Raw genomic sequence first — 20,466 nt, forward strand, 5'->3', positions numbered from 1 at the left:
GGGACAGGTGAAGGAGGCGCCTGACCCGTTCAGGCGATCCTGCAGCGCAACCCTCGTAAAAACCGCAGTCTAAAGAAGCTCTTGCCAGCGGTGGCAGGCAACCGCGTGGCCGCCCTCTGTTTGCAACACGGGTTCGCGTGTTTTGCACAGGTCCGTCGCATGCGGGCAGCGGGTGTGGAACTTGCACCCAGGGGGCTGGTTGGTGGGAGAGGGGATCTCACCCTCAAGCCTTTGCGCACGGTCCCGGTCATCGGGGTCGAGCGACGGGATCGCTGAAAACAGCGCCTTGGTATAGGGGTGGCGCGGTGCTGCGAACAGCTTGCGGGTCGGCGCGCTTTCCACGATCCGGCCCAGATACATCACCGCCACATGGTCACAGCTATGGGCCACCACGCTCAGGTCGTGGCTGATGAACATATAGGTCAGGCCCAGCTCGGACTGGAGGTTCTTCAGCAGGTTCAGGATATCGGCCTGGATCGACACATCCAGCGCGGCGACGGATTCGTCGGCCACCACGAAACGCGGCCCCGATACCAGCGCGCGCGCGATCGAGATCCGCTGCCGCTGCCCGCCCGAGAAGGCATGCGGAAAGCGGCGCAGATGTTCCAGGTTCAACCGGCATTTCGCCGCGATCTCGCGCACGCGGGCATCGGTTTCCTCACGCGAGGCGGTCAGCCCCATCACCTCGAGCGGTTCGGCGATGATGTCGCGCACGGTCATGCGCGGGCTGAGCGCGGCATAAGGATCCTGAAAGATCAGCTGCGCGCGCTTGCGATAATCCTTCAGCTCGCCACCCGACAGGGTGGCGAGGTCATAGCGCACCTCGCCATCGTCATAGGTTGCATGGCCGCCGGTGATCGGCACCGCATTGAGCAGCGCCCGGCCCAGCGTGGTCTTGCCCGAGCCGCTTTCGCCCACCACGCCGAAGAACGATCCGCGCGGGATACCGATGGAAATCCCGTCCACCGCCTTGAGCGTCTTCTTGTTGAAGAGGCGCCCGCCGACGGGAAAGCCCACCGTCAGGTCGCGGGTCTCGATCAGCAGTTCCTCGGTCATGCGGCGGTGTCCTGATGGCAGAGATGGCAGGCGGTGCGGTGATCCGGGCCGGTATCGGCCCAGCCGGGCACCGCTGTACGGCAGATATCGCCGATGATCCGGGTGCAACGGGTGTGGAACACGCAGCCGTCGGGCCGTTCCAGCGGCGAGGGGATGTCGCCCGGTACCGGTTGCAAAGGCTTGTCCAGATCGTCCAGTTGCGGCAGCGCGTCGATCAGGCCCCGGGTATAGGGGTGGCGCGGGTTGCGGATCACCTCGCGCACCGGGCCCTGCTCGACCATGCGGCCCAGATACATCACCGCCACCTTGTCGGCGGTCTGTGCCACCACGCCCAGGTCATGGGTGATAAAGATGATGCCCATGCCGAACTCGGCCACCAGATCCTTCATCAGGTCGATCACCTGCGCCTGGATGGTCACATCCAGCGCCGTGGTCGGCTCGTCGGCGATCAGGAGCTTGGGCCGCGTCGACAGTGCCATGGCGATCATCGCGCGCTGGCGCATGCCGCCGGACAGTTCGAACGCGTATTGGTTGAACCGGCTGGCCGCATCAGAGATGCCGACCCGGTCGAGCATCTCGATAGACAGGTCGCGCGCGGCGCGTTTGCTCAGATCGGTGTGGATCAGCAGCTGTTCCACCATCTGGCTGCCGATGGTCATCGCGGGCGCGAAACTGGCCATCGGTTCCTGAAAAATCATGCTGACAGCGCCGCCGCGCACGATCTCCATGTCGCGCGGGCGTTTCAGCGACATCACATCCATCGGCCCGCCGTCCAGGTGCAGGGTGATCCGGGTAGCGGGGTCGTAAACGGCATTGGCGGCGTTCAGCTTCATCAGCGCCTTGGCGGTCACCGACTTGCCTGAACCGCTTTCGCCCACCAGCCCCATCACCTCGCCTGGGGCGAGCGAGAACGACACATCCTCGACCGCGGTGATAAGCCCCTCGTCGGTGCGGAATTGCAGCGTCAGGTTCTCGACGTCGATCAGGCTCATTTGCGGCTCTCCGAATAGGGATCGGCCGCGTCGCGCAGACCATCGCCGACAAAGACAAAGGCCATGACCAGCGCGATGAAGAACAAGACCGGGATGAAGTACCACTGATAGTTCAGCAGCACGTCGGCCTTGGTCACGTTTTGCAACATCACGCCCAGGCTGTTGACCGGGTCCTTTAGCCCGAGCCCGATGAAGCTGAGTGCGGTTTCGCTGAGCACCACGTAAGGAAACGAGATCACCAGATCGACGATGATATAGCTGGTGAAACTGGGCAGCAGATGGCGCCGGATGATATGGCTGGGCGAGGCGCCGCATAGCTGGGCTGCCAGCACGTATTCCTGATTGCGCTCGGTCAAGAGATGAGTGCGTACCCGCCGCGCCAGCGTCGGCCAGCCCACCAGCCCAAGGATCAGGGTAATGACAAAGAACCGCGTCTCGGCCGACCATTCCGGCGGGATGAAAGCGGCGATGGCCATGAAGAGCGGGATCGAGGGTATGGTTCGCACCGCATCCGTTACCATCTGGATCACGCTGTCGATCATGCCGCCGTAATAGCCCGCGATCCCGCCGATGGCGAGCGCCAGCACGAACGAGATCAGAACCCCCAAGGTGCCGACCTGAAGCGAGGTCCAGACCGCGTGCAGGGTGCGGCTGAAGATATCCTTGCCCGCGCTGTCGGTGCCGAACAGGTGGACATAACCCTGATCCATGCCGAACAGGTGGATGTTGCCGGGGATGAAGCCAAACAGCTTGTAACTGTCGCCCTGAACGAAGAACTGCACATAGCGCCGTTCATCCTCGTTCACCTTTTCCACCCAGCGGAAATTGGTGGCAAGCGAGCGTTCGCGGGTGACCGTGTGCAGGAAGGGGCGCAGGGAACAGCCGTTCTTGTCGCAGAACTTGGGAATTTGCGGCGCGCCGTTCAGGTAATCCTTGTCCCGCCCCGCGACCGTGGGGTCATAGGGCGACAGGAAGGGGGCAAAGAGGCCCGACAGGATCAGCACCACCAGCACGGTGGCCGCCACCATGGCGGCGCGCTGTTTCTTGAACCGTGCCCAGATCAACTGCCGCTGCGAGGCGGTGAAATAGGCTTCCTTGGCGGTCTGGCTTGGGGCTGTCATCGGATCACCTCAGGATGCTCTTGCGCACGCGCGGGTCGATCACCGCCAGCAGGATGTCGGTGGCAAAGTTCAACGTCACGATCGAGGCGGTCAGAAGGAAAATGATGGCGCCCGCCAGTTGCTGGTCGTTCGAGCGCGCCAGGGCTTCGAGCAGCAGCGATCCGGCCTCGGTCAGGGTCAGGATCAGCGCCACGATGGGAAGTTCGTTGAAGATACGGTTGAGGTCAAATCCCAACGAATTGACGATCGGCCCCAGCGCATGCCGTGCCGGATAGCGCCACAGCAGGCGACGGCCATAGAGCCCGCGCGCGGCGGCGGCGGTGACGTATAGCTTGCCAATCTCGTCCGACATCAGCGCGCGCACGGTTTGCAGGGCAAAGGCGGTGGCCGACCAACCCAGGATAAACACCGGCAGCCAGGCATGTTTCAGCAGGTCCAGCACCCGGTCGACCGACCAGGGTGCCTCCTTGTATTCGGGCGAAAACAGGCCCGTCAGCGTTTCGCCGAAATAGACGGTCGAGATCAGCATCACCATCAGCGCCAGCAGGAAGTTCGGCATCGCCAGCCCCAGATAGCTGACCACACGCAGCGAGTTGTTCAGGTACGGATTGCGCGATGCGGCCGAGATGATGCCGACCGGAATGGCGATCATATAGGCCACGAACAGCGCGCCCAGACAGATCCAGAGAGAAATCCAGAACTTGTCGCCCAAGAGTTGCGCAATATCGACGCGCAGGATGCAGCTATCGCCGAAATCGCCTTGGAACGCGCCAGCCAGCCAGCTTGTCCATCGGGTCAGGAAGGGTTGATCCAGTCCCAGCCGGGCACGCTCGGCCGCGATATCGGCCAGCGTGATGGCTGACCCTTGGGTGTTCTTGTAGGCCAGATAGCGCTCGGCACAGTCGCCGGGAACCAGCTCCATCAGCGAAAAGACGATCAGCGACACGATCACCAGAGTGACCAATGCCATAACCGCCCGCGTGGCGGCGAAGCGCGCGAAATGAAGCATCGAGACCTCGTCGAAGGGAAGGAGAAACGGGCAGCCGTGCCGCCCGTTTCCGGGATGTCCTTATTCGCTCAGCCACCACTGGGCGGGGCGATAGGGATAGGTCCGATAGAACTCGTAGGACTGCGTCTTGAACTCGGGGAAGTTCTTGAGCTTGTTCGAGTGATAGACCGGGGCCGGGGCGTTGATGGTGCCGATGAACAGAAGCTCGCCGGTCATGATCTCGACCATCTTCTGCGCGGCGGCAATCGAGGTTTCGGTGCCCGGAGCGCTCGACTGGTAGGTGTCCAGCTCACCCTTCAGCTCGGCAACCCATGCGGGCGGTTCCACCCCGGCAGAGCCGTTCGAGCTGATCCACTCGGCCCAGAGCATGCCGGTGCGCACGTCGAAATACCCGTCAAACGGCGGCACCCAGATTTCGCCATCGCCCAGGATCGAACCGGCAGGCTGGCCCTTGCCCCACATCATCACGTCCAGCGTGTTGGCCGATTGCGACGAGCGGTATTCGTCCGAGGTGACCTCTTTGATGGTGGTGGTGACACCCACATCGGTCCAGTTCTGCGCGATCAGTTCCACCAACTGCGAGGAACTGGCCTGGGTCGAGAACTGCCAGTCCAAAACGAACGGGTCGCCATTGGGCAGGTCGCGATCGCCATCGCCATCCTTGTCGACCAGTCCGATCTCGTCCAGCAGCGCGCGGGCGCGGTCGGCGTCGAACGCGATCTCGTGGTTCGCCCATTTCTCGTCGATGAAATCAGGTCGCGGCGAAAAGCCGATATACTGGTTCGGCGTGCCAAGGCCAAAGGCGACGACCTCGTTCAGCTGATCGCGGTCGATGGCCACCGACATGGCGGTGCGGAAGCGGACGTCGTTGAAGATCGCGCGCTTGCCCATGTCTTCGGAGGTGACGTTGAAGGTCAGGGTCGCGCTGGCGATGCCCGGTTTCACGTCGATCGTGTAATTGCCCTTTTCCTGGCCTTCCAGCAGCACCGGCGCCTGGGTCAGGTTGACCGCCTGCGACTTGTAATCCACCTCGCCGTTCAACAGTTTCAGCGTGCGTACTTCCTCATCACCCACATAGGTCTCGTCCATCTCCGAGATATAGGGCAGCTGGTTGCCGGCGGTGTCCACCTGGAAGAAATAGGGGTTGGCGACATAGTGCCGGCCCTCGGTGGTTTCCTTCACCAGGATATGGCTTTCCAGCGTCGGCATGGTGTCCTTGGGCAGCCCGGCCAGCTTGTCGCCCGCGGTCAGCATCGGCGAGGGCGTGTCCATCCAGTCCGAGTTGCCGTAATAGGCCTTGATCAGCTCATAGCCGTTTTCATAGCCCAGAGCTTGCGCATTTGCATCCGCGTTGGAATCCAGCGCCGGATGGAACTGGCCAAAGAAATGCTTGGGCTGGAACGGCTGCACATAGGTGAACGAGAATGTCTCGATCAGGCCCGGCTTGGGCGCTTCCAGCGTGAACCGGACAGTGGTGTCGTCGACGGCTTCGACCTTCATAGGCTTGCCACCGGCCAGGGCGTAATCCTTGGGCTCGGCCATGACATTGGTGTCCATCATCAGGTTGTCATACCAGAACACCACGTCGGCGGCGGTAAAGGGCGCGCCATCCGACCATTTGTGACCCGCGCGCAGATGCACCGTCAGCTGGGTGAAATCCTCGTTCCATTCCCAGGACTTGGCGACATTCGGCACCACGGTTTGCAGATCGTCGGAATAGCGGAACAGGTTCACGTGACGCACCGAAAGGAAATCCGAGGTGCCGGATTCGGTGGCGTTCGACAGCGCGTCGAACTGGCCGCCATACTGGCCGATCCCGTCATAGGGGGCGACGACCAGCGGTTCGGACGGTAGACGCTCGGCCAGGGGCGGCAGGGCCGGGTTGCCCTTGATGCGGGCGTTCAGATCACCAATCGCCGGGTTTTCGGCAAAATCCATGGTGCAGCCGGCAGCAGACTGGAACTCGGCCAGGTCGTATTGCTGCGGAAAGGTGCCCGAGGCGACCCCCATCGGGTCGGCAACGGTCACGGCGGGACAGGCGGCAAGCGCGGCGCCGGGCAGGGCCAGGGCGGCGACGCCGGAGAGAAGTATGCGTTTCATGAGACCTCCGTCGGAATGGTTAGCGTTTTGTGGTTTGTGTTTGAGTGCCCCTTGTCCCGGGGCGGCGGTGTCCGGGTCGTGATACGGCCCGATTTTGTTGCGAGGTGCGTAGCCACCCCGCAACGGTCGAGAGCGTCTTGCAGCGCATCCGGCGGTGCGGCGTCGGTCACCAGGTCGGTAACGGCCTCTATCGGTGCGGCGATACAGGGGGCAAGGGCGGTGAACTTGCGGAAATCGGCGGCCACGATCACACGGCTGGCATTGCCCAATAGCGCGCGGGTCAGATCTGCCTCGCGCGGATTGGCGGCAAGCACGCCCAGTTCCGGCGATAGCGCATCGGCGCCGATCACCAAAGCGTCAAAGGCGAATTGGCGGGCAAACTCCTCGGTGGCGCGGCCAAAACACCCCCGTTCCGAGCGCGACACCTCGCCCCCGGCAAGAAACACGCGGCTACCATTGTGTTCTGCCAGCGACGCGACTGTCGAGATTGAATTGGTGACCACTGTCAGGTCGCGCCGTTCGCGCAGTTGTTCGGCGACATATGTGGTTGTCGAGCCGACATTGATGAACAGTGTCATACCGTCTCGGATCAGCTCGAGTACACCCTTGGCGATGCGGGTCTTTTCCTTGGGCTGTTGTTCCAGCGCCCCGGAATACATCGGTGCGTCCTGCGAGCCACGTAGGTAGGTGCCGCCATGCACCCGTTCGACCTTGCTCTGCTTGGCCAGGGTTTTGACCAGGCGGCGGACCGTCTCTTCTGAGACGTCCATCACCTGCGCGATCTGGGCGTTGCGCGCGGACCCGCCAAGGCGGGCGAGAACGTCGAGAAGTTCGTGGCCCCGATGGGGGAGTTTGGGGTCTGCATCGGACATGGGGAATGAAACACACAAATGCCGTCATTAATCCACAAAAAACAAACACGTGTAACAGGCGTATGACTTACGGGTGTTATTTCTGTTAACCCCGAGAGTTTTTTCGGGCAGTTTGCCCGACCGGGTGCAGAAAACGTCGCAAATGGAAGAGAATCGGTCGCGCGGGCGACGAGAACCTGTCTCAGTTGGGCGAAAGCTGCGGCGAGCTTTCAACAGATTCTCGACAAGGGGCACATATGGCCAGACGCATCTCCGAACCGGCGCGCGAAATCGACATCGTACATGAAACCGATGTGCTGGTGGTGGGCTCGGGGCCGGGTGGCCTGCCCGCGGCCCTGGCTGCGGCGCGGGCTGGCGCCGAGGTCACGCTGGTTGAACGGTTCGGCTGTTTCGGAGGCAACCTGACCGTGGTCGGGGTCGAGGGGATGCACTGGTATCGCCACGAACAGACCATCGAATCGAATGGCATCGCCCGCGAGTTCGAGGAGAAGGCCAAGGAAATGGGTGCCGCCGTACCGGAAAGCCAGTCGCTGAGCCACGAGATCGACAGCGAGGGGTTCAAGCTGGTCGCCGACCGGATGGTGCTGGACGAGCCAAATATCCGCCCCATGCTGCACCGCTTCTTTGTGGCACCCCTGATGGAGGGCGACACGATCATCGGCATCGTCACCGAATCGAAATCCGGGCGCGAGGCGATCCTGGCCAAGAGGGTGATCGACGCCACCGGCGATGCCGACGTCGTGGCCCGCGCCGGAGCGCCCGTTCACAAGACGCCTGCGGAACAGATGATGGCGGCCTCGGTCATGTTTCATCTGGCGGGCGTGGACAAGCAGCGATTCATGGACGGGATCAAGGCCGATCCGCAGACCTACAAGGACTGGGGCGGCGGCGAATGGAATATCGAGACCTCAGGGAAAGAGGACGACATGTTCTCTCCATTCCTCAAGAAACCGTTCCAGCAGGCGATCCGGGACGGGTTGATCCCGCCACATCTGAACACGATCTCGGGCACATGGGGGGCGGTGCATGACACCGGCGAACTTACCTACATGAACCTCATCCATCTCGATGGCTGCGACGGTACAGATCCCGACAGCCTGACCACCTACGAGATCGAGGGCCGCCGCCAGACCATGTTGGCGATCGAGGCGCTGCGCCGCTATACGCCCGGCTGCGAGAATATCCGCCTGCGCAATTTCGGCATGTCGATCGGTATCCGCGATACCCGCAAGGTCGACTGTCTCTACAACATGACCGAGACGGATGTGCGCGAACAGGGTCGGTTCGAGGATTCTATCGGCATCTTCCCCGAGTTCATTGACGGCTACGGCATCCTGATCCTGCCCACCACCGGACGCTATTTCCAGATGCCCTATCGCAACCTGCTGCCCCGCAAGGTGAAAAACCTGCTGGTCGCGGGCCGCATCACCGGCGGCGACCGGATCAGCCACGCCGCCACCCGCAACATGGCCTGCTGCGCGGTGACCGGGCAGGGCGCGGGGATTGCGGCGGCGCTATCGGTGAAATCGAACCGCCCGCTGGACGAAATCGACCCGCTGCTGATCCAGAAGGAACTGGAGCGTCAGGGCGGGCGGCACCACTGAACGAAAAAGGCCCCGCCGGGTGGCGGGGCCCTTGATCTGGTTTCGAACCGATCAGCCGATGGCGACGGCCTTCACGTCCTCGTCGATATAGGGGACATATTGTTCGAAATTGTCGGCGAACATCTGCACCAGTTTGGCGGCTTGCTTGTCGAAAGCCGCCTGATCGTCCCAAGTGCGGCGCGGGTCCAGCAGAACCTCGGCCACGCCCGGCACCGATACCGGCACGTCAAAGCCGAAATTGCCGTCTTTGCGGAACTCGGCATTGTTGAGCGAGCCGTTCAGCGCGGCGGTCAGCAGGGCGCGGGTGGCCTTGATCGGCATCCGGCTGCCAACGCCATAGGCGCCGCCGGTCCAGCCGGTATTGACCAGCCAGCAGGTCGCGCCGTGACGGGCGATCTTGTCGCGCAGCAGGTTTCCATAGACCTCGGGACGGCGCGGCATGAAGGGCGCACCGAAGCAGGTCGAGAAGGTCGGCTGCGGCTCGGTCACTCCGCGCTCGGTTCCGGCCACCTTGGAGGTGAAGCCCGACAGGAAGTGATACATCGCCTGCGCCGGGGTCAGCCGCGCGATCGGCGGCAGCACGCCAAAGGCGTCGCAGGTCAGCATGATGATGTTCTTGGGATGCCCGCCCAGGGCCGAGGCCGAGGCGTTCGAGATGTATTCCAGCGGATAGGCGCAACGCATGTTGGCCGTCAGGCTGTCATCGTCGAAATCCAGTTCCTTGGTCTCTTCATCGAACACCATGTTCTCGATGACGGTGCCAAACTTGGTGGTTGTGGCGTAGATTTCCGGCTCGGCCTCGGGGTTGAGGTTGATGGTCTTGGCATAGCAGCCACCTTCGAAGTTGAAGGTGCCGCGATCCGACCAACCGTGCTCGTCATCGCCGATCAGCACGCGCGCCGGATCGGCCGACAGCGTGGTCTTGCCGGTGCCGCTGAGGCCAAAGAACACCGCGGTGTCGACCGGGTTGCCGACCGCATGGTTGGCCGAGCAGTGCATCGGCATCACGCCTTTTTCCGGCAGCATGTAGTTCAGCAGCGTGAACACCGATTTCTTGTTCTCGCCCGCATATTCGGTGCCGCCGATCAGGATCAGCTTGCGGTCGAAATTCATCGCGATCACGGTCTCGCTGCGGCAGCCATGCTTGGCCGGATCGGCCTGGAAGCTGGGGCAGTTGATGACGGTGAAGTCAGCGACGAACTCGTTCAGATCCTCGCGCGCCGGACGGCGCAGCAGATGGCGGATGAACAGGTTGTGCCAGGCCAGTTCGGTGACCATGCGCACGTTGATCGAATAGGCCGGGTCGGCGCCGCCGACCAGATCCTGAACGAAATAGTCCTTGCCTTTCATATGGGCCAGCATGTCGTCATAAAGCGCGTCGAACCCTTCGGGGGTCATCTCGGCATTGTTTTCCCACCAGATGCTGTCGGCAACGCTGGCGGTCTTGACCACGTGCTTGTCCTTGGGCGAGCGACCGGTGAACTTGCCGGTGGTGACAAGGAAGGCGCCGCCATTGCCCAGCGTTCCCTCACCCCGCTTCAGCGCCGCTTCAATCAGCGCCGGTTCCATGAAGTTGTAATAGACATTGCCCAGACCCTCGATGCCCTGATCTTCGAGGCGGAATTGCGGGTTAACCCGTCCAGATGTCATGCGTTTTTCTCCGTGTGTCGGCGCGCGAACCGCGTGGGCCTGCTTACGCCCTTGGGGCTTGGACCCGGCAAATCGGCCGGTGAGCGGGGTCTTAACATGACGCTTTGGGACATGAACAGGACGCTTTGGCGCAGTTAGCGCAACCAAGGCTTAGTTTAGCGCAACCATGAAATTCGCGCCATTTTTCGGGGCGATAATTCAGATCGCGTTAGGATTTTTTTGCACCAATTGTGGACAGCGAACCGGCGATTCGCAGTTTCAGATTGATTCGCAAAGCTAAAAGAGCGATGAATGAGGAAAAAATAAGGCAGAAGCGAGCAGTATAGGGGCACTCAATAATGTCAAAGATTGCTTTGGTTGATGATGACAGGAACATCCTGACATCCGTTTCGATGACTCTCGAGGCCGAGGGATTCGAAGTCGAAACCTATAACGATGGTCAAGCCGCCCTTGACGCGTTCAACAAGAAATTGCCGGACATGGCCGTGCTCGATATCAAGATGCCGCGCATGGACGGGATGGATTTGTTGCAGCGGTTGCGCCAGAAAACCCAGATGCCGGTGATCTTCTTGACCTCGAAGGATGACGAGATCGACGAGGTTCTGGGCTTGCGCATGGGCGCAGACGACTACGTCAAGAAACCGTTCTCGCAGCGCCTGCTGGTAGAGCGGATTCGCGCGCTGTTGCGGCGGCAGGAAGCGGTCGCGGGAGATGCCGCAGGCACCACCACAAGCGAGACCAAGGTGATGGAAAGGGGCCATCTGCGGATGGACCCGCTGCGTCATGCGGTCAGTTGGAAAGGGGTGGATGTGTCGCTGACCGTCACCGAGTTCCTGCTGCTGCAGGCGCTGGCCCAGCGTCCCGGCTTCGTCAAGAGCCGCGACCAGTTGATGGACGTGGCCTATGACGATCAGGTCTATGTGGACGACCGGACCATCGACAGCCATATCAAACGCCTGCGCAAGAAGATGCGCAGCGCCGACCCGGATTTTGCAGCGATTGAGACGCTGTACGGGATCGGTTACAGATATAACGAAGAATAACCGCCCGGGATCGGGCGCCTCGAGGGGGAGCGCGTGCGCGACACCGGCACCTCAGAAAGCGATCGCAGCGGTGACGTTGTGCTGGGCGACGACTGGGTCGCCCCGCAAAGCACCGTGTCCAGAGAGTTGCGGGTCAAGCGGGCCCGGCGCAGCTTGTTTTCGCTGCGTGGCTCGCCGCTGACACGCAAGATCATCACCTTCAACCTTATCGCACTGATCATTCTGGTTGCTGGAATTCTCTATCTCAATGATGCGCGTGACGGGCTGGTGGTGCAGCGCGCCGGTGCGCTGGTCGGCGAGACGCAGCTCGTCGCCGATGTGTTCGAGGCGCAGATAACCGGAAGCGCCCCGGTGAACCTGGCTACCGGGGACGGGGTGGATGTGGCCGCGACGCTCGAGGGTCTTAGCCTGCGCCGCGGCGCCGAGGTCTTCGTGTTCGACGCGGCGCGCAACATGGTCGGGCAAGGCAAGGGTGTCGACGTCAATCCCGGCCTGCAAGCCTTGTTCGAAGACAAGGCCGGCAGCACCATCATAACCGACGCGCTCAGCGGTTTGTGGCGGGGGGTGTCCTCGGTCTTTGCCGGTGCACCCAACAGCACGGCGCCGTCGCTCGAGACGCAGATTGCACTGCTCCTGCCCGGCGCGCTTGAGGGAGAGACCCGTGTCGAAACGGTTCTGAACACCGCAGGCGGAACCGTGATCGCGGCGGCGACACCGATCTTGCAGGCTGGAACACCCATCGGGGCCGTCGCGATGGCGAGCCCGGCGGGTGAGATCGACGCGCTGGCCCGTCGCGACCGAGAGCGGGTGCTGCAGATGTTCGTGGTCGCGCTGCTGGTCTCGGTGGGGTTGAGCCTTGTTCTCGCCTCGACGATTGCAAACCCGCTGGCCGATCTGGCCGAGGCCGCCGAACTGGGGCGCGACCGCAACTCTCGGCGGATGAACCCCGGTCGCATTCGCATCCCCGATCTGTCGGCACGCCCCGACGAGATCGGCAGGCTCAGCCGGGCGCTGCGCGGCATGGTCTCGGCGCTGTATAACCGGATCGAGGGCAATGAACAGTTCGCCGCCGACGTGGCGCACGAGATCAAGAACCCGCTTGCCAGCCTGCAATCGGCGGTGGGTACCCTGCGCATGGTCCGGCGCGAGGATCAGCGCGACAAGCTGTTGTCGGTCATCGAACATGACGTGCGTCGGCTGGACCGTCTGGTCAGCGACATCTCGAACGCCTCGCGGCTGGACGCCGAACTGGTCAAGGAAGAGGAGCAATCTTTCAACCTTCTGACTATGCTCGACAATCTCAACCAGTATCTGGGCGAGGACGCGCGTTCCAAAGGCATCGACTATATCACCGACATGCCGCCCGACCCGATCATGATCCAGGGGCTCGAGGCGCGGCTGGCGCAGGTTTTCGTCAACCTGATCACCAATGCGATTTCCTTTTGCGAGGACGGGGACGCGATCCGCGTCTGGGCGCGACACCGCGCCAATCGCGTGCTGATCGTGGTCGAGGATACCGGCCCGGGCATCCCGGACGAGGCGCTGTCGAAGATATTCAAACGGTTCTATTCACAGCGCCCCGAAGAGCATTTCGGCAACAATTCCGGCCTTGGGCTTGCGATCTCGAAACAGATTGTCGAGGCGCATGGCGGCGTGATCTGGGCCGAGAACATCCGCCCGACCGAGGCGGATGTCACCTCGGATCCGCTCGGTGCCCGCTTTGTCGTGGGTTTGCCGATCTGAGCCCGTGGAACCCGCTGCCCTCCTAGGCCTGAAGGATCGTGAGCAGGCTGTGATCCATGCCAGCTGTGTCGCGGTCGCCGGGTGTGGCCTGCTGATCACGGGTGCTTCGGGTGCGGGAAAATCAGCGCTGGCGCTTGAGATGATGGCGCTGGGCGCGTGCCTTGTTTCGGATGACCGGGTCTCGCTCGGCGCCACACGACAAGGGATATTGGCCGATGCGCCCGATACCATACGGGGCTTGATCGAGGCGCGCGGACTTGGCCTTTTGCGGGCCGAGACGGTCGGCCCGGTCCGACTTACCCATGTGCTGGATCTGGACCGGCCTGAACCGCAGAGATTGCCCGAATTTCGCGAAATATTCCTGTTGAGGCATTCGCTTCCCTTGCTTTTTCGACCGGATGTCCCCCATTTAGCAGCATCGTTGATCCAACTTCTCAAGGCGGGGCGAGCAGCCCCCGAAGCGCTATTTCCATGAGTGAGACATCTCAGGTCGTTTTTGTGACAGGGCCGTCCGGCGCGGGGCGTTCCACGGCGATCAACGTGCTAGAGGATCTCGGCTTTGAGGCGATCGATAACCTGCCCATGGGCCTATTGATGCGCCTGCTCGACGGGCCGGCGTTGCGTCGTCCGCTGGCGCTGGGACTCGACGCGCGCAACCGGGACTTCTCCACCGAGGGATTTCTTGATCTTTCCAAGAGGTTAAGCGGCCTTGACGGTTTTCAGGTGACCACCCTCTATCTGGATTGCAGCGCCGACGTCCTGCTGCGCCGGTTCTCGGAAACGCGGCGCCGCCATCCGATGTCCCCGGGTTCCAGCCCTTTGGCGGGGGTCGAGCGTGAGCTGGAACTGTTGCGGCCCATTCGTGAAGCGGCCGATACGCTGATCGACACGACAGCCCTGAATGTCCACCAGCTGCGCAGAGAGGTCGAACGGTGGTTCGCCCCGTCGGACGGCAGCATGCTGGCCATCTCGATCGAAAGTTTTTCGTTCAAGCGGGGTCTGCCGCGGGGCTTGGACATGGTGTTCGACTGCCGGTTTCTGGCCAACCCCTATTGGCAACCGACGTTGCGAGCGTCGAATGGACGCGACCCGGCCGTGGCCTCTTTCGTACATGCCGATCCTCAGTATCTGCCGTTTTTCGAACGGGTCACCGAGTTGCTGCGATCCCTGCTGCCCGCCTTTCGGCACGAAGGAAAGACGCATCTGAGCGTCGGATTCGGGTGTACCGGGGGGCAACACAGGTCGGTTGCACTGGCCGAGGCAGTGGCAAAGGCCCTTGCGGATGCGGGCGAGCAGGTGTCAATTAGGCATCGCGAAATGGAACGGCGCAAGCCGGATGTGAGGCCGGATTGATCGGAATAGTGATCGTTGCACATGGGGGGTTGGCCCGGGAATATCTGGCTGCCGTCGAACATGTGGTCGGGCATCAGCCAGGCCTGATCGCGATCGCGATCGAGGCAGATCATGACCGGGACGAGAAGCAGCAGGAAATTCTTGCAGCCGCAAATGCTGTCGATGCCGGGGATGGCGTCGTGGTCGTGACTGATCTTTTTGGCGGCTCGCCCTCCAATCTCAGCTTGCGCGCTTGCGCGCCCGCCGATCGGCGTATTCTATATGGCGCCAACCTGCCGATGCTGATCAAACTTGCAAAAAGCCGGCACTTGCCGGTGGGGGACGCAGTACGGGCGGCGATGGAGGCAGGGCGCAAGTATATCAACACACAGAACGTGACACTGGATTGAGCCTGGACGGAACTGAATGGCGCAACGTACATTGAAGATCATCAACGAAAAGGGCCTGCATGCCCGGGCATCGGCCAAGCTGGTCGAGGTGGTCGAAGGCTTCGACGCGACCGCCGAAGTGTCGCGCGACGGTCTGTCCGCCTCGGGGGACAGTATCATGGGGCTTTTGATGTTGGCAGCCGCGCGCGGAACCACTATTGACGTCGAGACCTCAGGCCCGGACGCGGATGCCCTGGCGGATGCGCTCGAGGCACTGGTGAACGACAAGTTCGGCGAGGGTTTCTGACCCAGTCGTGCGCGACCTGAAGAACGGAACAAGACCAAGTGGTGGAAACCGCGCAGAACAGCAAGTCAGGATCGGTGGTGCAACCGTCCACCCCGCCGGGCGAGGTCTATGACCGCCGCACCCTGACCTATGCCAATTCCTTTGATGATCGCTGGACCTCGACCTGGATTCGGACGATCGAGTGGATGACGGGCAAGCTGACCATCCTGCGCATGGTCAACCGGTTCGAAAAGACCAACGAACAATATCGCGGCCAAAAGTTCTGGGGCGGCGCGCTCAAGACGATGGGCATCGATCTGCTGACGCCTGCCGAACAGATCGCCCGCATTCCCAGGGAGGGACCGGTCGTGGTGGTCGCAAACCATCCGCACGGGATGGTCGATGGCATGATCCTGGCCGAACTGATCGGCCGGGTCCGGCAGGATTACCGCATCCTCACCCGCTCGGTCCTGACCGGGCTCGACGAGGCGGCAACCAGCTTCATGATCCCGGTGCCGTTCCCCCATGACCCCGAGGCCCAGCGCAAGATGGTCGAGATGCGGGCCAATGCGATGGCACATCTCAAGGCCGGAGGCGTGGTGGCCCTGTTCCCCTCTGGCGTGGTGATGTCCTCGGACAGCTGGTGGGGGCCGCCCGTCGAGCGGGAATGGAACGTGTTCACCGCCCAGATGATCCGCCGATCCGGCGCGCGCGTGGTGCCGATCTATTTCCCCGGTCGCAACTCGCGCGCCTATCAGATTGCCTGTCAGGTCTCGCCGATCCTGCGGCAGGGTCTCCTGTTGCATGAAATCGTCCGTTCCTGCAAGAAACCGCAGGCGCCGGTGATTGGCGCGCCGATCCCGGATCAGGACATGGAGATGCTGGGCCGTGACCCGCGCGGTTTCATGGCCTGGCTGCGCCAGCACACGCTATCGCTCAAGGGATAGCACGCGGCCCTTCTTTCACTTTGTTTCAAATACTCCGGGGGAGTCGCCCGGAACGGGCGGCGGGGGCAGCGCCCCCTTGACTCTTTCCCGCTTCAGCGTGTGGGAACCGGTATCTCGCCGCGATAGTCGTAGAACCCGCGCTGGGTCTTGCGGCCCAGCCACCCGGCCTCGACATATTTGGTCAGCAAGGGGCAGGGGCGATACTTGGTGTCGGCCAACCCGTCATGCAGCACATTCATGATCGCCAGGCAGGTGTCCAGCCCGATGAAATCGGCCAGTTCCAGAGGCCCCATCGGGTGATTGGCGCCCAGTTTCATCGACTCGTCGATGGAGCGGACATTGCCCACCCCTTCGTAAAGGGTATAGACTGCCTCGTTGATCATCGGCATCAGGATACGGTTCACGATGAAGGCGGGGAAATCCTCGGCGCTTGCAGCGGTCTTGCCCAGTTTGTCGACCACCGCCTTGCAGGCGGCAAAGGTCTCCTCGTCGGTGGCGATACCCCGGATCAGTTCCACCAGCTGCATCACCGGCACCGGGTTCATGAAATGAAACCCCATGAAACGCTCGGGCCGGTCGGTGCGGCTGGCCAGGCGGGTGATCGAAATCGACGAGGTGTTCGAGGTCAGGATCGTGTGCGGCAACAGGTGCGGCTGCAAATCCTCAAAGATCGCCTGTTTCACCGCCTCGCGTTCGGTCGCGGCTTCGATCACCAGGTCGGTCTGTCCCAGATCGCCCAGCGTCAGCGTGGTCGAGATGCGCGCCATCGCCGCTTCCATATCGGCTTCGCTGATCTTGCCGCGCCCGGCCTGCCGGGCCAGGTTGCCACGCACGGTAGAGAGCGCGGCGTCCAGTGCCCGCTGGCTGATATCGGTGAGCAGCACGTCATACCCCGCCAGCGCCATCACATGAGCGATCCCGTTGCCCATCTGACCTGCGCCGATCACTCCGACCTTCTGAATATCCATTACCGTATCTGCCCTTCATGTGAGGTTGTCGCGACCTTATCGGCAGGGCGGGGGGCGCGGCAAGAGGGGCTGACCGGGACAATTCGCTTCAAATCCGCGCATTAGGCGAATCGCAACGGTTGCGGCGGCAAAGTGACCATTGGGTGAAAATCGAAAATGGTGGGAGCCATGAGTTATGAATTGCCGGGCGCGAGGGCGCCCGATGCCGCAACCTGTCGTTATGGCGTGTCGAAACTGCGCTTTCGCGGTCCCGAGCGGGACCTGAACGCACCCTATGTGGCCTGTATCGGCAGCACCGAAACATTCGGACGTTTCGTGTCCGATCCCTATCCCGCGCTTCTGGAACGGCGGCTGGGAGAAACCTGTGTCAATCTCGGCAGCATCAACAGCGGACTCGACGCGATCCTGTTAGACCCGGAGCTGGCGCGTCTGGCCCGGGCGGCCGAGTTCTGCATACTGCAGGTGCCCGGCGCGCAGAATCTGTCAAACCGCCTCTACCGGGTGCATCCTCGTCGCAACGACCGGTTTCTCGAAGCCTCGCCCATGTTGACTGCGCTGTATGACGAGGTGGATTTTACCGAATTCCACTTCAACAAGCACATGCTGGGGCGTCTTAACGAGATCTCGGAGGAGCGGTTCGGGGTTGTCCGGGCCGAACTTCAGCAAGCGTGGCAAGCGCGGATGCGCAGCGCCATAGATGCGTTGGGGGACGGCGTGGTCCTGCTCTGGCTGCGCTATCTCCACCAGCGGCCTGACGATCCCGCCGAGGCTCTGGGCCCTGAGCCGCTGATGGTCTCGCCCGATATGGTTGCTGCCCTGGCGCCACGGGTCCGCTCGACGGTCGAGGTGCCAGTACAGATGGCGGGGCAGTCCGATGAATTGGACGACATGATCTTTGGCATGCTTCAGGAACCGGCGGCAGAGCATACCATCGGGCCGGTCATGCACCGGGTCATCGCCGATCGCATCTATCGCGCGCTTCAGGATATCGACACGTAAAAAGGCCCGCCAATAGGCGGGCCTTGCGAGATTTTTCGTCGAAAAATCTTGTCCCCGGCCTCAGCCGAGTTTCTCGGTCAGTTCCGGAACCGCCTGGAACAGGTCGGCGACCAAGCCGAAATCAGCGACCTGGAAGATCGGCGCTTCTTCGTCCTTGTTGATCGCGACAATGATCTTGGAGTCTTTCATGCCGGCCAGGTGCTGGATCGCGCCGGAGATGCCAACCGCGACGTAAAGCTGCGGTGCCACGACCTTGCCGGTCTGACCCACCTGCCAGTCGTTGGGGGCATAGCCCGAGTCGACCGCCGCACGCGAGGCGCCAACCGCCGCGCCCAGCTTGTCGGCCAGGGCCTCGATCAGTTTGAAGTCCGCTTCCGAACCCACGCCACGGCCGCCCGACACCACGATACCTGCCGAGGTCAGCTCGGGACGGTCAGAGGCAGCAACCTTGTCCTCGACCCATTCACTGAGGCCCGGATTGTCGCCGACCGAGATGGTCTCGACCGGGGCCGCGCCACCTTCGCCAGCGGCGTCAAAGGTCGAGGTGCGGAAGGTGATGACCTTCTTGGCGTCCTTCGACTTGACGGTCTGCACGGCGTTACCCGCATAGATCGGGCGCTCGAAGGTCGAGCCGTCGACCACACCGGACACATCCGACAGCACCATCACATCCAGCAGCGCGGCCACGCGCGGCATCACGTTCTTGGCGTCGGTGGTGGCGGGGGCGACGATGTGCTCGTAAGCATCGGCGAGGCTCACGATCAGCGCGGCGGTCGCTTCGGCCAGGCGATGACCCAGCGAGGCATCTTCGGCGACCAGCACCTTGGACACGCCGTCGATCTTGGCGGCTGCTTCGCCGGCGGCGGCAGCGGATGCACCAGCGGCCAGAACGGTCACGTCACCCAGGGCCTTGGCGGCGCTCACCGCCTTGGCGGTTGCGTCCAGCGCCAGTTCGCCACCGGTCACTTCGGCAAGGAGAAGAACAGCCATTACACAGCCCCCGCTTCTTTGAGTTTCGCAACCAGCTCGTCGACCGAACCCACCACGATGCCTGCGGCCCGTGCCGGCGGTTCTTCGGTCTTGACGATTTCCAGGCGCGGGCTGACATCGACGCCGTAATCTGCGGCGGTTTTCTCATCCAGCGGCTTCTTCTTCGCCTTCATGATGTTGGGCAGCGACGCATAGCGCGGCTCGTTCAGGCGCAGGTCCACGGTGATGATGGCGGGCATCTTGACCTTGATGGTCTGCAGACCGCCATCCACCTCGCGGGTGACCAGCGCGTGATCGCCCTCGACATTCAGCTCCGAGGCAAAGGTGCCTTGGCTCCAGCCCAAGAGCGCCGACAGCATCTGGCCAGTGGCGTTCATGTCGTTGTCGATGGCCTGCTTGCCGGCCAGCACGAGGCCCGGCTGCTCTTCCTCGACGACCTTTGCGAGGATCTTGGCAACCGCCAGCGGCTCGATATCGGTGTGTACGTCATCAGCGGCAACCACCAGGATGGCGCGGTCGGCGCCCATCGCCAGCGCGGTGCGCAGGGTTTCCTGCGCCTGCTTGACGCCGATCGAGACCACGACGATCTCGTCAGCCTTGCCGGCTTCCTTCAGGCGGATGGCCTCTTCGACGGCAATCTCGTCAAAGGGGTTCATCGACATCTTCACATTGGCGAGATCGACACCCGATCCGTCCGCTTTCACACGAACCTTCACGTTGTAGTCGATCACGCGCTTGACGGGTACAAGGACCTTCATCTTTGCGTTTTCTCCTTCAAAAACGGCAAGCCGCCATGCGACTCCCAATGCTCTCGCCGCGTTTGATAGCGGCTTGGCGCGCGCCGGGACAGGGCAAAATCGTCACGTCATGTGCAATCGACGTCGCGTTTTCGCCAATTCTCGCACCGCGAAGGAAATTTTGTTACCCTGCCTGCAGGAAGGTGCCGGGAGGGAGGGATGGAACGCGTCGACGGGTTCGGAGGCTTCTTTTTCAGGGCAAAAGACCCCAAAGCGCTGGCAGAGTGGTACCAGCAGCAACAGGGGATCGACCCGGCGCCAGGGGATTATTCCAGACGCTTCTGACTGCAGAGCGAAGGTGCGACAATTTTTGCACCCTTTGCCCAAGACACCGCGTATTTCCGGGGGGCCCGGAAAAGGGTTCATGCTGAATTTCCGGGTGCGCGATCTGGAGGCGATGATCGCGCGGTTGTGCGCGGCAGGTATCGAGGTACAGCCGGACCCGGGTTCGCCCTATCCCAATGGCAGCTTTGCCAGGCTGACCGACCCGGAAGGCAACCCGATAGAGCTGTGGGAACCGGCCTGAACCGGGCGGGGCCAAAAAATTTCAAATTTTTTTGGGAAAATT

Annotated in this window: 21 protein-coding genes; 11 read left to right on the forward strand and 10 right to left on the reverse strand. The window is 62.3% G+C overall.

Translation table 11 applies throughout. The features are described from left to right. Positions 1 to 69: 69 nt before the first annotated feature. Genes AC2FNA_RS19565 through AC2FNA_RS19590 form a run of 6 tightly spaced genes read right to left on the reverse strand, consistent with a single transcriptional unit; the run spans position 70 to position 7,150 of the window. Positions 70 to 1,056 (reverse strand): ABC transporter ATP-binding protein, encoded by a 987-nt coding sequence (locus AC2FNA_RS19565; RefSeq protein ID WP_496829415.1) that lies wholly within the window; start codon positions 1,054 to 1,056, stop codon positions 70 to 72. Continuing rightward, positions 1,053 to 2,048 carry an ABC transporter ATP-binding protein gene (locus tag AC2FNA_RS19570; RefSeq protein WP_496829417.1) on the reverse strand — a complete coding sequence of 332 codons (996 nt, stop codon included), beginning with the start codon at positions 2,046 to 2,048 and terminating at the stop codon, positions 1,053 to 1,055. The genes AC2FNA_RS19565 and AC2FNA_RS19570 overlap by 4 nt, the downstream gene beginning before the upstream one ends. After that, entirely contained in the window at positions 2,045 to 3,169 is a 1,125-nt protein-coding gene (locus AC2FNA_RS19575; RefSeq protein ID WP_496829419.1) for an ABC transporter permease, read from the reverse strand. Before AC2FNA_RS19575 ends, AC2FNA_RS19570 begins: the two co-directional genes overlap by 4 nt. A gap of 4 nt (positions 3,170 to 3,173) precedes the next feature. Beyond that, positions 3,174 to 4,178, reverse strand: a complete 1,005-nt coding sequence (locus AC2FNA_RS19580; protein WP_234140758.1) for an ABC transporter permease — start codon at positions 4,176 to 4,178, stop codon at positions 3,174 to 3,176. 60 nt (positions 4,179 to 4,238) lie between these two features. Next, complete coding sequence (locus AC2FNA_RS19585) at positions 4,239 to 6,278, reverse strand: ABC transporter substrate-binding protein (protein ID WP_496829421.1); 2,040 nt, start codon at positions 6,276 to 6,278, stop codon at positions 4,239 to 4,241. Continuing rightward, positions 6,275 to 7,150 (reverse strand): DeoR/GlpR family DNA-binding transcription regulator, encoded by an 876-nt coding sequence (locus AC2FNA_RS19590; protein ID WP_496829423.1) that lies wholly within the window; start codon positions 7,148 to 7,150, stop codon positions 6,275 to 6,277. Before AC2FNA_RS19590 ends, AC2FNA_RS19585 begins: the two co-directional genes overlap by 4 nt. Before the next feature lie 236 nt (positions 7,151 to 7,386). Here AC2FNA_RS19590 and AC2FNA_RS19595 point away from each other — a divergent pair, with 236 nt between their 5' ends. Next, a complete protein-coding gene (locus tag AC2FNA_RS19595; RefSeq protein ID WP_496829425.1) occupies positions 7,387 to 8,754 on the forward strand; it encodes an FAD-dependent oxidoreductase in 1,368 nt (455 codons plus the stop codon). A 51-nt stretch (positions 8,755 to 8,805) separates the two neighbouring features. Here AC2FNA_RS19595 and AC2FNA_RS19600 read toward each other — a convergent pair whose 3' ends face one another. Next, positions 8,806 to 10,404 (reverse strand): phosphoenolpyruvate carboxykinase, encoded by a 1,599-nt coding sequence (locus AC2FNA_RS19600; protein WP_496829427.1) that lies wholly within the window; start codon positions 10,402 to 10,404, stop codon positions 8,806 to 8,808. 338 nt (positions 10,405 to 10,742) lie between these two features. Between AC2FNA_RS19600 and AC2FNA_RS19605 the strand changes: the two genes are divergently transcribed. From AC2FNA_RS19605 to AC2FNA_RS19635, 7 genes are read left to right on the forward strand one after another with little or no spacing between them, the layout of a single operon-like run. Continuing rightward, positions 10,743 to 11,447 (forward strand): response regulator transcription factor, encoded by a 705-nt coding sequence (locus tag AC2FNA_RS19605; protein ID WP_234221903.1) that lies wholly within the window; start codon positions 10,743 to 10,745, stop codon positions 11,445 to 11,447. Between the two features lie 33 nt (positions 11,448 to 11,480). Continuing rightward, positions 11,481 to 13,190: a sensor N-terminal transmembrane domain-containing protein gene (locus AC2FNA_RS19610; protein WP_496829430.1), complete on the forward strand. Its 1,710-nt coding sequence runs from the start codon at positions 11,481 to 11,483 to the stop codon at positions 13,188 to 13,190. Positions 13,191 to 13,239: 49 nt separating this feature from the next. Then, positions 13,240 to 13,665, forward strand: coding sequence for an HPr kinase/phosphorylase (locus AC2FNA_RS19615; protein ID WP_496829432.1), 426 nt, complete (start codon positions 13,240 to 13,242; stop codon positions 13,663 to 13,665). Next, positions 13,662 to 14,543, forward strand: a complete 882-nt coding sequence (rapZ, locus tag AC2FNA_RS19620; RefSeq protein WP_496829434.1) for an RNase adapter RapZ — start codon at positions 13,662 to 13,664, stop codon at positions 14,541 to 14,543. The genes AC2FNA_RS19615 and rapZ overlap by 4 nt, the downstream gene beginning before the upstream one ends. Then, positions 14,540 to 14,932, forward strand: coding sequence for a PTS sugar transporter subunit IIA (locus AC2FNA_RS19625; protein WP_234140772.1), 393 nt, complete (start codon positions 14,540 to 14,542; stop codon positions 14,930 to 14,932). Before rapZ ends, AC2FNA_RS19625 begins: the two co-directional genes overlap by 4 nt. A gap of 16 nt (positions 14,933 to 14,948) precedes the next feature. Next, positions 14,949 to 15,218, forward strand: coding sequence for an HPr family phosphocarrier protein (locus AC2FNA_RS19630; RefSeq protein WP_011046465.1), 270 nt, complete (start codon positions 14,949 to 14,951; stop codon positions 15,216 to 15,218). Positions 15,219 to 15,256: 38 nt separating this feature from the next. Further along, on the forward strand, positions 15,257 to 16,144 hold the full coding sequence (locus tag AC2FNA_RS19635) for a lysophospholipid acyltransferase family protein (RefSeq protein ID WP_496829436.1): 888 nt from the start codon (positions 15,257 to 15,259) through the stop codon (positions 16,142 to 16,144). Positions 16,145 to 16,236: 92 nt separating this feature from the next. Here the strand turns inward: AC2FNA_RS19635 and AC2FNA_RS19640 are convergent, their stop codons facing one another. Further along, the gene (locus tag AC2FNA_RS19640) at positions 16,237 to 17,112 is read right to left on the reverse strand and encodes a 3-hydroxybutyryl-CoA dehydrogenase (RefSeq protein ID WP_496829438.1); all 876 of its coding nucleotides are present in this window, start codon (positions 17,110 to 17,112) and stop codon (positions 16,237 to 16,239) included. Positions 17,113 to 17,280: 168 nt separating this feature from the next. Here AC2FNA_RS19640 and AC2FNA_RS19645 point away from each other — a divergent pair, with 168 nt between their 5' ends. Further along, a complete protein-coding gene (locus AC2FNA_RS19645) occupies positions 17,281 to 18,111 on the forward strand; it encodes a DUF6473 family protein (protein WP_496829440.1) in 831 nt (276 codons plus the stop codon). 60 nt (positions 18,112 to 18,171) lie between these two features. On the opposite strand, the gene AC2FNA_RS19650 is transcribed toward AC2FNA_RS19645, so the two are convergent. Together AC2FNA_RS19650 and AC2FNA_RS19655 are read right to left on the reverse strand one after the other, a co-directional pair. Continuing rightward, a complete protein-coding gene (locus AC2FNA_RS19650) occupies positions 18,172 to 19,101 on the reverse strand; it encodes an electron transfer flavoprotein subunit alpha/FixB family protein (protein WP_496829442.1) in 930 nt (309 codons plus the stop codon). Then, the gene (locus tag AC2FNA_RS19655; RefSeq protein ID WP_234140783.1) at positions 19,101 to 19,859 is read right to left on the reverse strand and encodes an electron transfer flavoprotein subunit beta/FixA family protein; all 759 of its coding nucleotides are present in this window, start codon (positions 19,857 to 19,859) and stop codon (positions 19,101 to 19,103) included. Before AC2FNA_RS19655 ends, AC2FNA_RS19650 begins: the two co-directional genes overlap by 1 nt. Before the next feature lie 198 nt (positions 19,860 to 20,057). Between AC2FNA_RS19655 and AC2FNA_RS19660 the strand changes: the two genes are divergently transcribed. Beyond that, the gene (locus tag AC2FNA_RS19660) at positions 20,058 to 20,183 is read left to right on the forward strand and encodes a hypothetical protein (RefSeq protein ID WP_496829444.1); all 126 of its coding nucleotides are present in this window, start codon (positions 20,058 to 20,060) and stop codon (positions 20,181 to 20,183) included. 79 nt (positions 20,184 to 20,262) lie between these two features. Further along, complete coding sequence (locus tag AC2FNA_RS19665) at positions 20,263 to 20,424, forward strand: VOC family protein (RefSeq protein WP_496829446.1); 162 nt, start codon at positions 20,263 to 20,265, stop codon at positions 20,422 to 20,424. Positions 20,425 to 20,466: the final 42 nt, after the last annotated feature.

This window comes from Ruegeria sp. YKSD163 (assembly GCF_059612905.1).

What these genes read in the sequence shown, in the direction of transcription:
- AC2FNA_RS19630 (WP_011046465.1), top strand. Translation starts at nt 14,949, where the DNA reads ATGGCGCAACGTACATTGAAGATCATCAACGAAAAGGGCCTGCATGCC.
- AC2FNA_RS19665 (WP_496829446.1), top strand. Translation starts at nt 20,263, where the DNA reads ATGCTGAATTTCCGGGTGCGCGATCTGGAGGCGATGATCGCGCGGTTG.
- AC2FNA_RS19565 (WP_496829415.1), bottom strand. Translation starts at nt 1,056, where the DNA reads ATGACCGAGGAACTGCTGATCGAGACCCGCGACCTGACGGTGGGCTTT.
- rapZ (WP_496829434.1), top strand. Translation starts at nt 13,662, where the DNA reads ATGAGTGAGACATCTCAGGTCGTTTTTGTGACAGGGCCGTCCGGCGCG.
- AC2FNA_RS19650 (WP_496829442.1), bottom strand. Translation starts at nt 19,101, where the DNA reads ATGGCTGTTCTTCTCCTTGCCGAAGTGACCGGTGGCGAACTGGCGCTG.
- AC2FNA_RS19655 (WP_234140783.1), bottom strand. Translation starts at nt 19,859, where the DNA reads ATGAAGGTCCTTGTACCCGTCAAGCGCGTGATCGACTACAACGTGAAG.
- AC2FNA_RS19590 (WP_496829423.1), bottom strand. Translation starts at nt 7,150, where the DNA reads ATGTCCGATGCAGACCCCAAACTCCCCCATCGGGGCCACGAACTTCTC.
- AC2FNA_RS19605 (WP_234221903.1), top strand. Translation starts at nt 10,743, where the DNA reads ATGTCAAAGATTGCTTTGGTTGATGATGACAGGAACATCCTGACATCC.
- AC2FNA_RS19600 (WP_496829427.1), bottom strand. Translation starts at nt 10,404, where the DNA reads ATGACATCTGGACGGGTTAACCCGCAATTCCGCCTCGAAGATCAGGGC.
- AC2FNA_RS19645 (WP_496829440.1), top strand. Translation starts at nt 17,281, where the DNA reads ATGAGTTATGAATTGCCGGGCGCGAGGGCGCCCGATGCCGCAACCTGT.
- AC2FNA_RS19595 (WP_496829425.1), top strand. Translation starts at nt 7,387, where the DNA reads ATGGCCAGACGCATCTCCGAACCGGCGCGCGAAATCGACATCGTACAT.
- AC2FNA_RS19570 (WP_496829417.1), bottom strand. Translation starts at nt 2,048, where the DNA reads ATGAGCCTGATCGACGTCGAGAACCTGACGCTGCAATTCCGCACCGAC.
- AC2FNA_RS19580 (WP_234140758.1), bottom strand. Translation starts at nt 4,178, where the DNA reads ATGCTTCATTTCGCGCGCTTCGCCGCCACGCGGGCGGTTATGGCATTG.
- AC2FNA_RS19575 (WP_496829419.1), bottom strand. Translation starts at nt 3,169, where the DNA reads ATGACAGCCCCAAGCCAGACCGCCAAGGAAGCCTATTTCACCGCCTCG.
- AC2FNA_RS19585 (WP_496829421.1), bottom strand. Translation starts at nt 6,278, where the DNA reads ATGAAACGCATACTTCTCTCCGGCGTCGCCGCCCTGGCCCTGCCCGGC.
- AC2FNA_RS19660 (WP_496829444.1), top strand. Translation starts at nt 20,058, where the DNA reads ATGGAACGCGTCGACGGGTTCGGAGGCTTCTTTTTCAGGGCAAAAGAC.
- AC2FNA_RS19640 (WP_496829438.1), bottom strand. Translation starts at nt 17,112, where the DNA reads ATGGATATTCAGAAGGTCGGAGTGATCGGCGCAGGTCAGATGGGCAAC.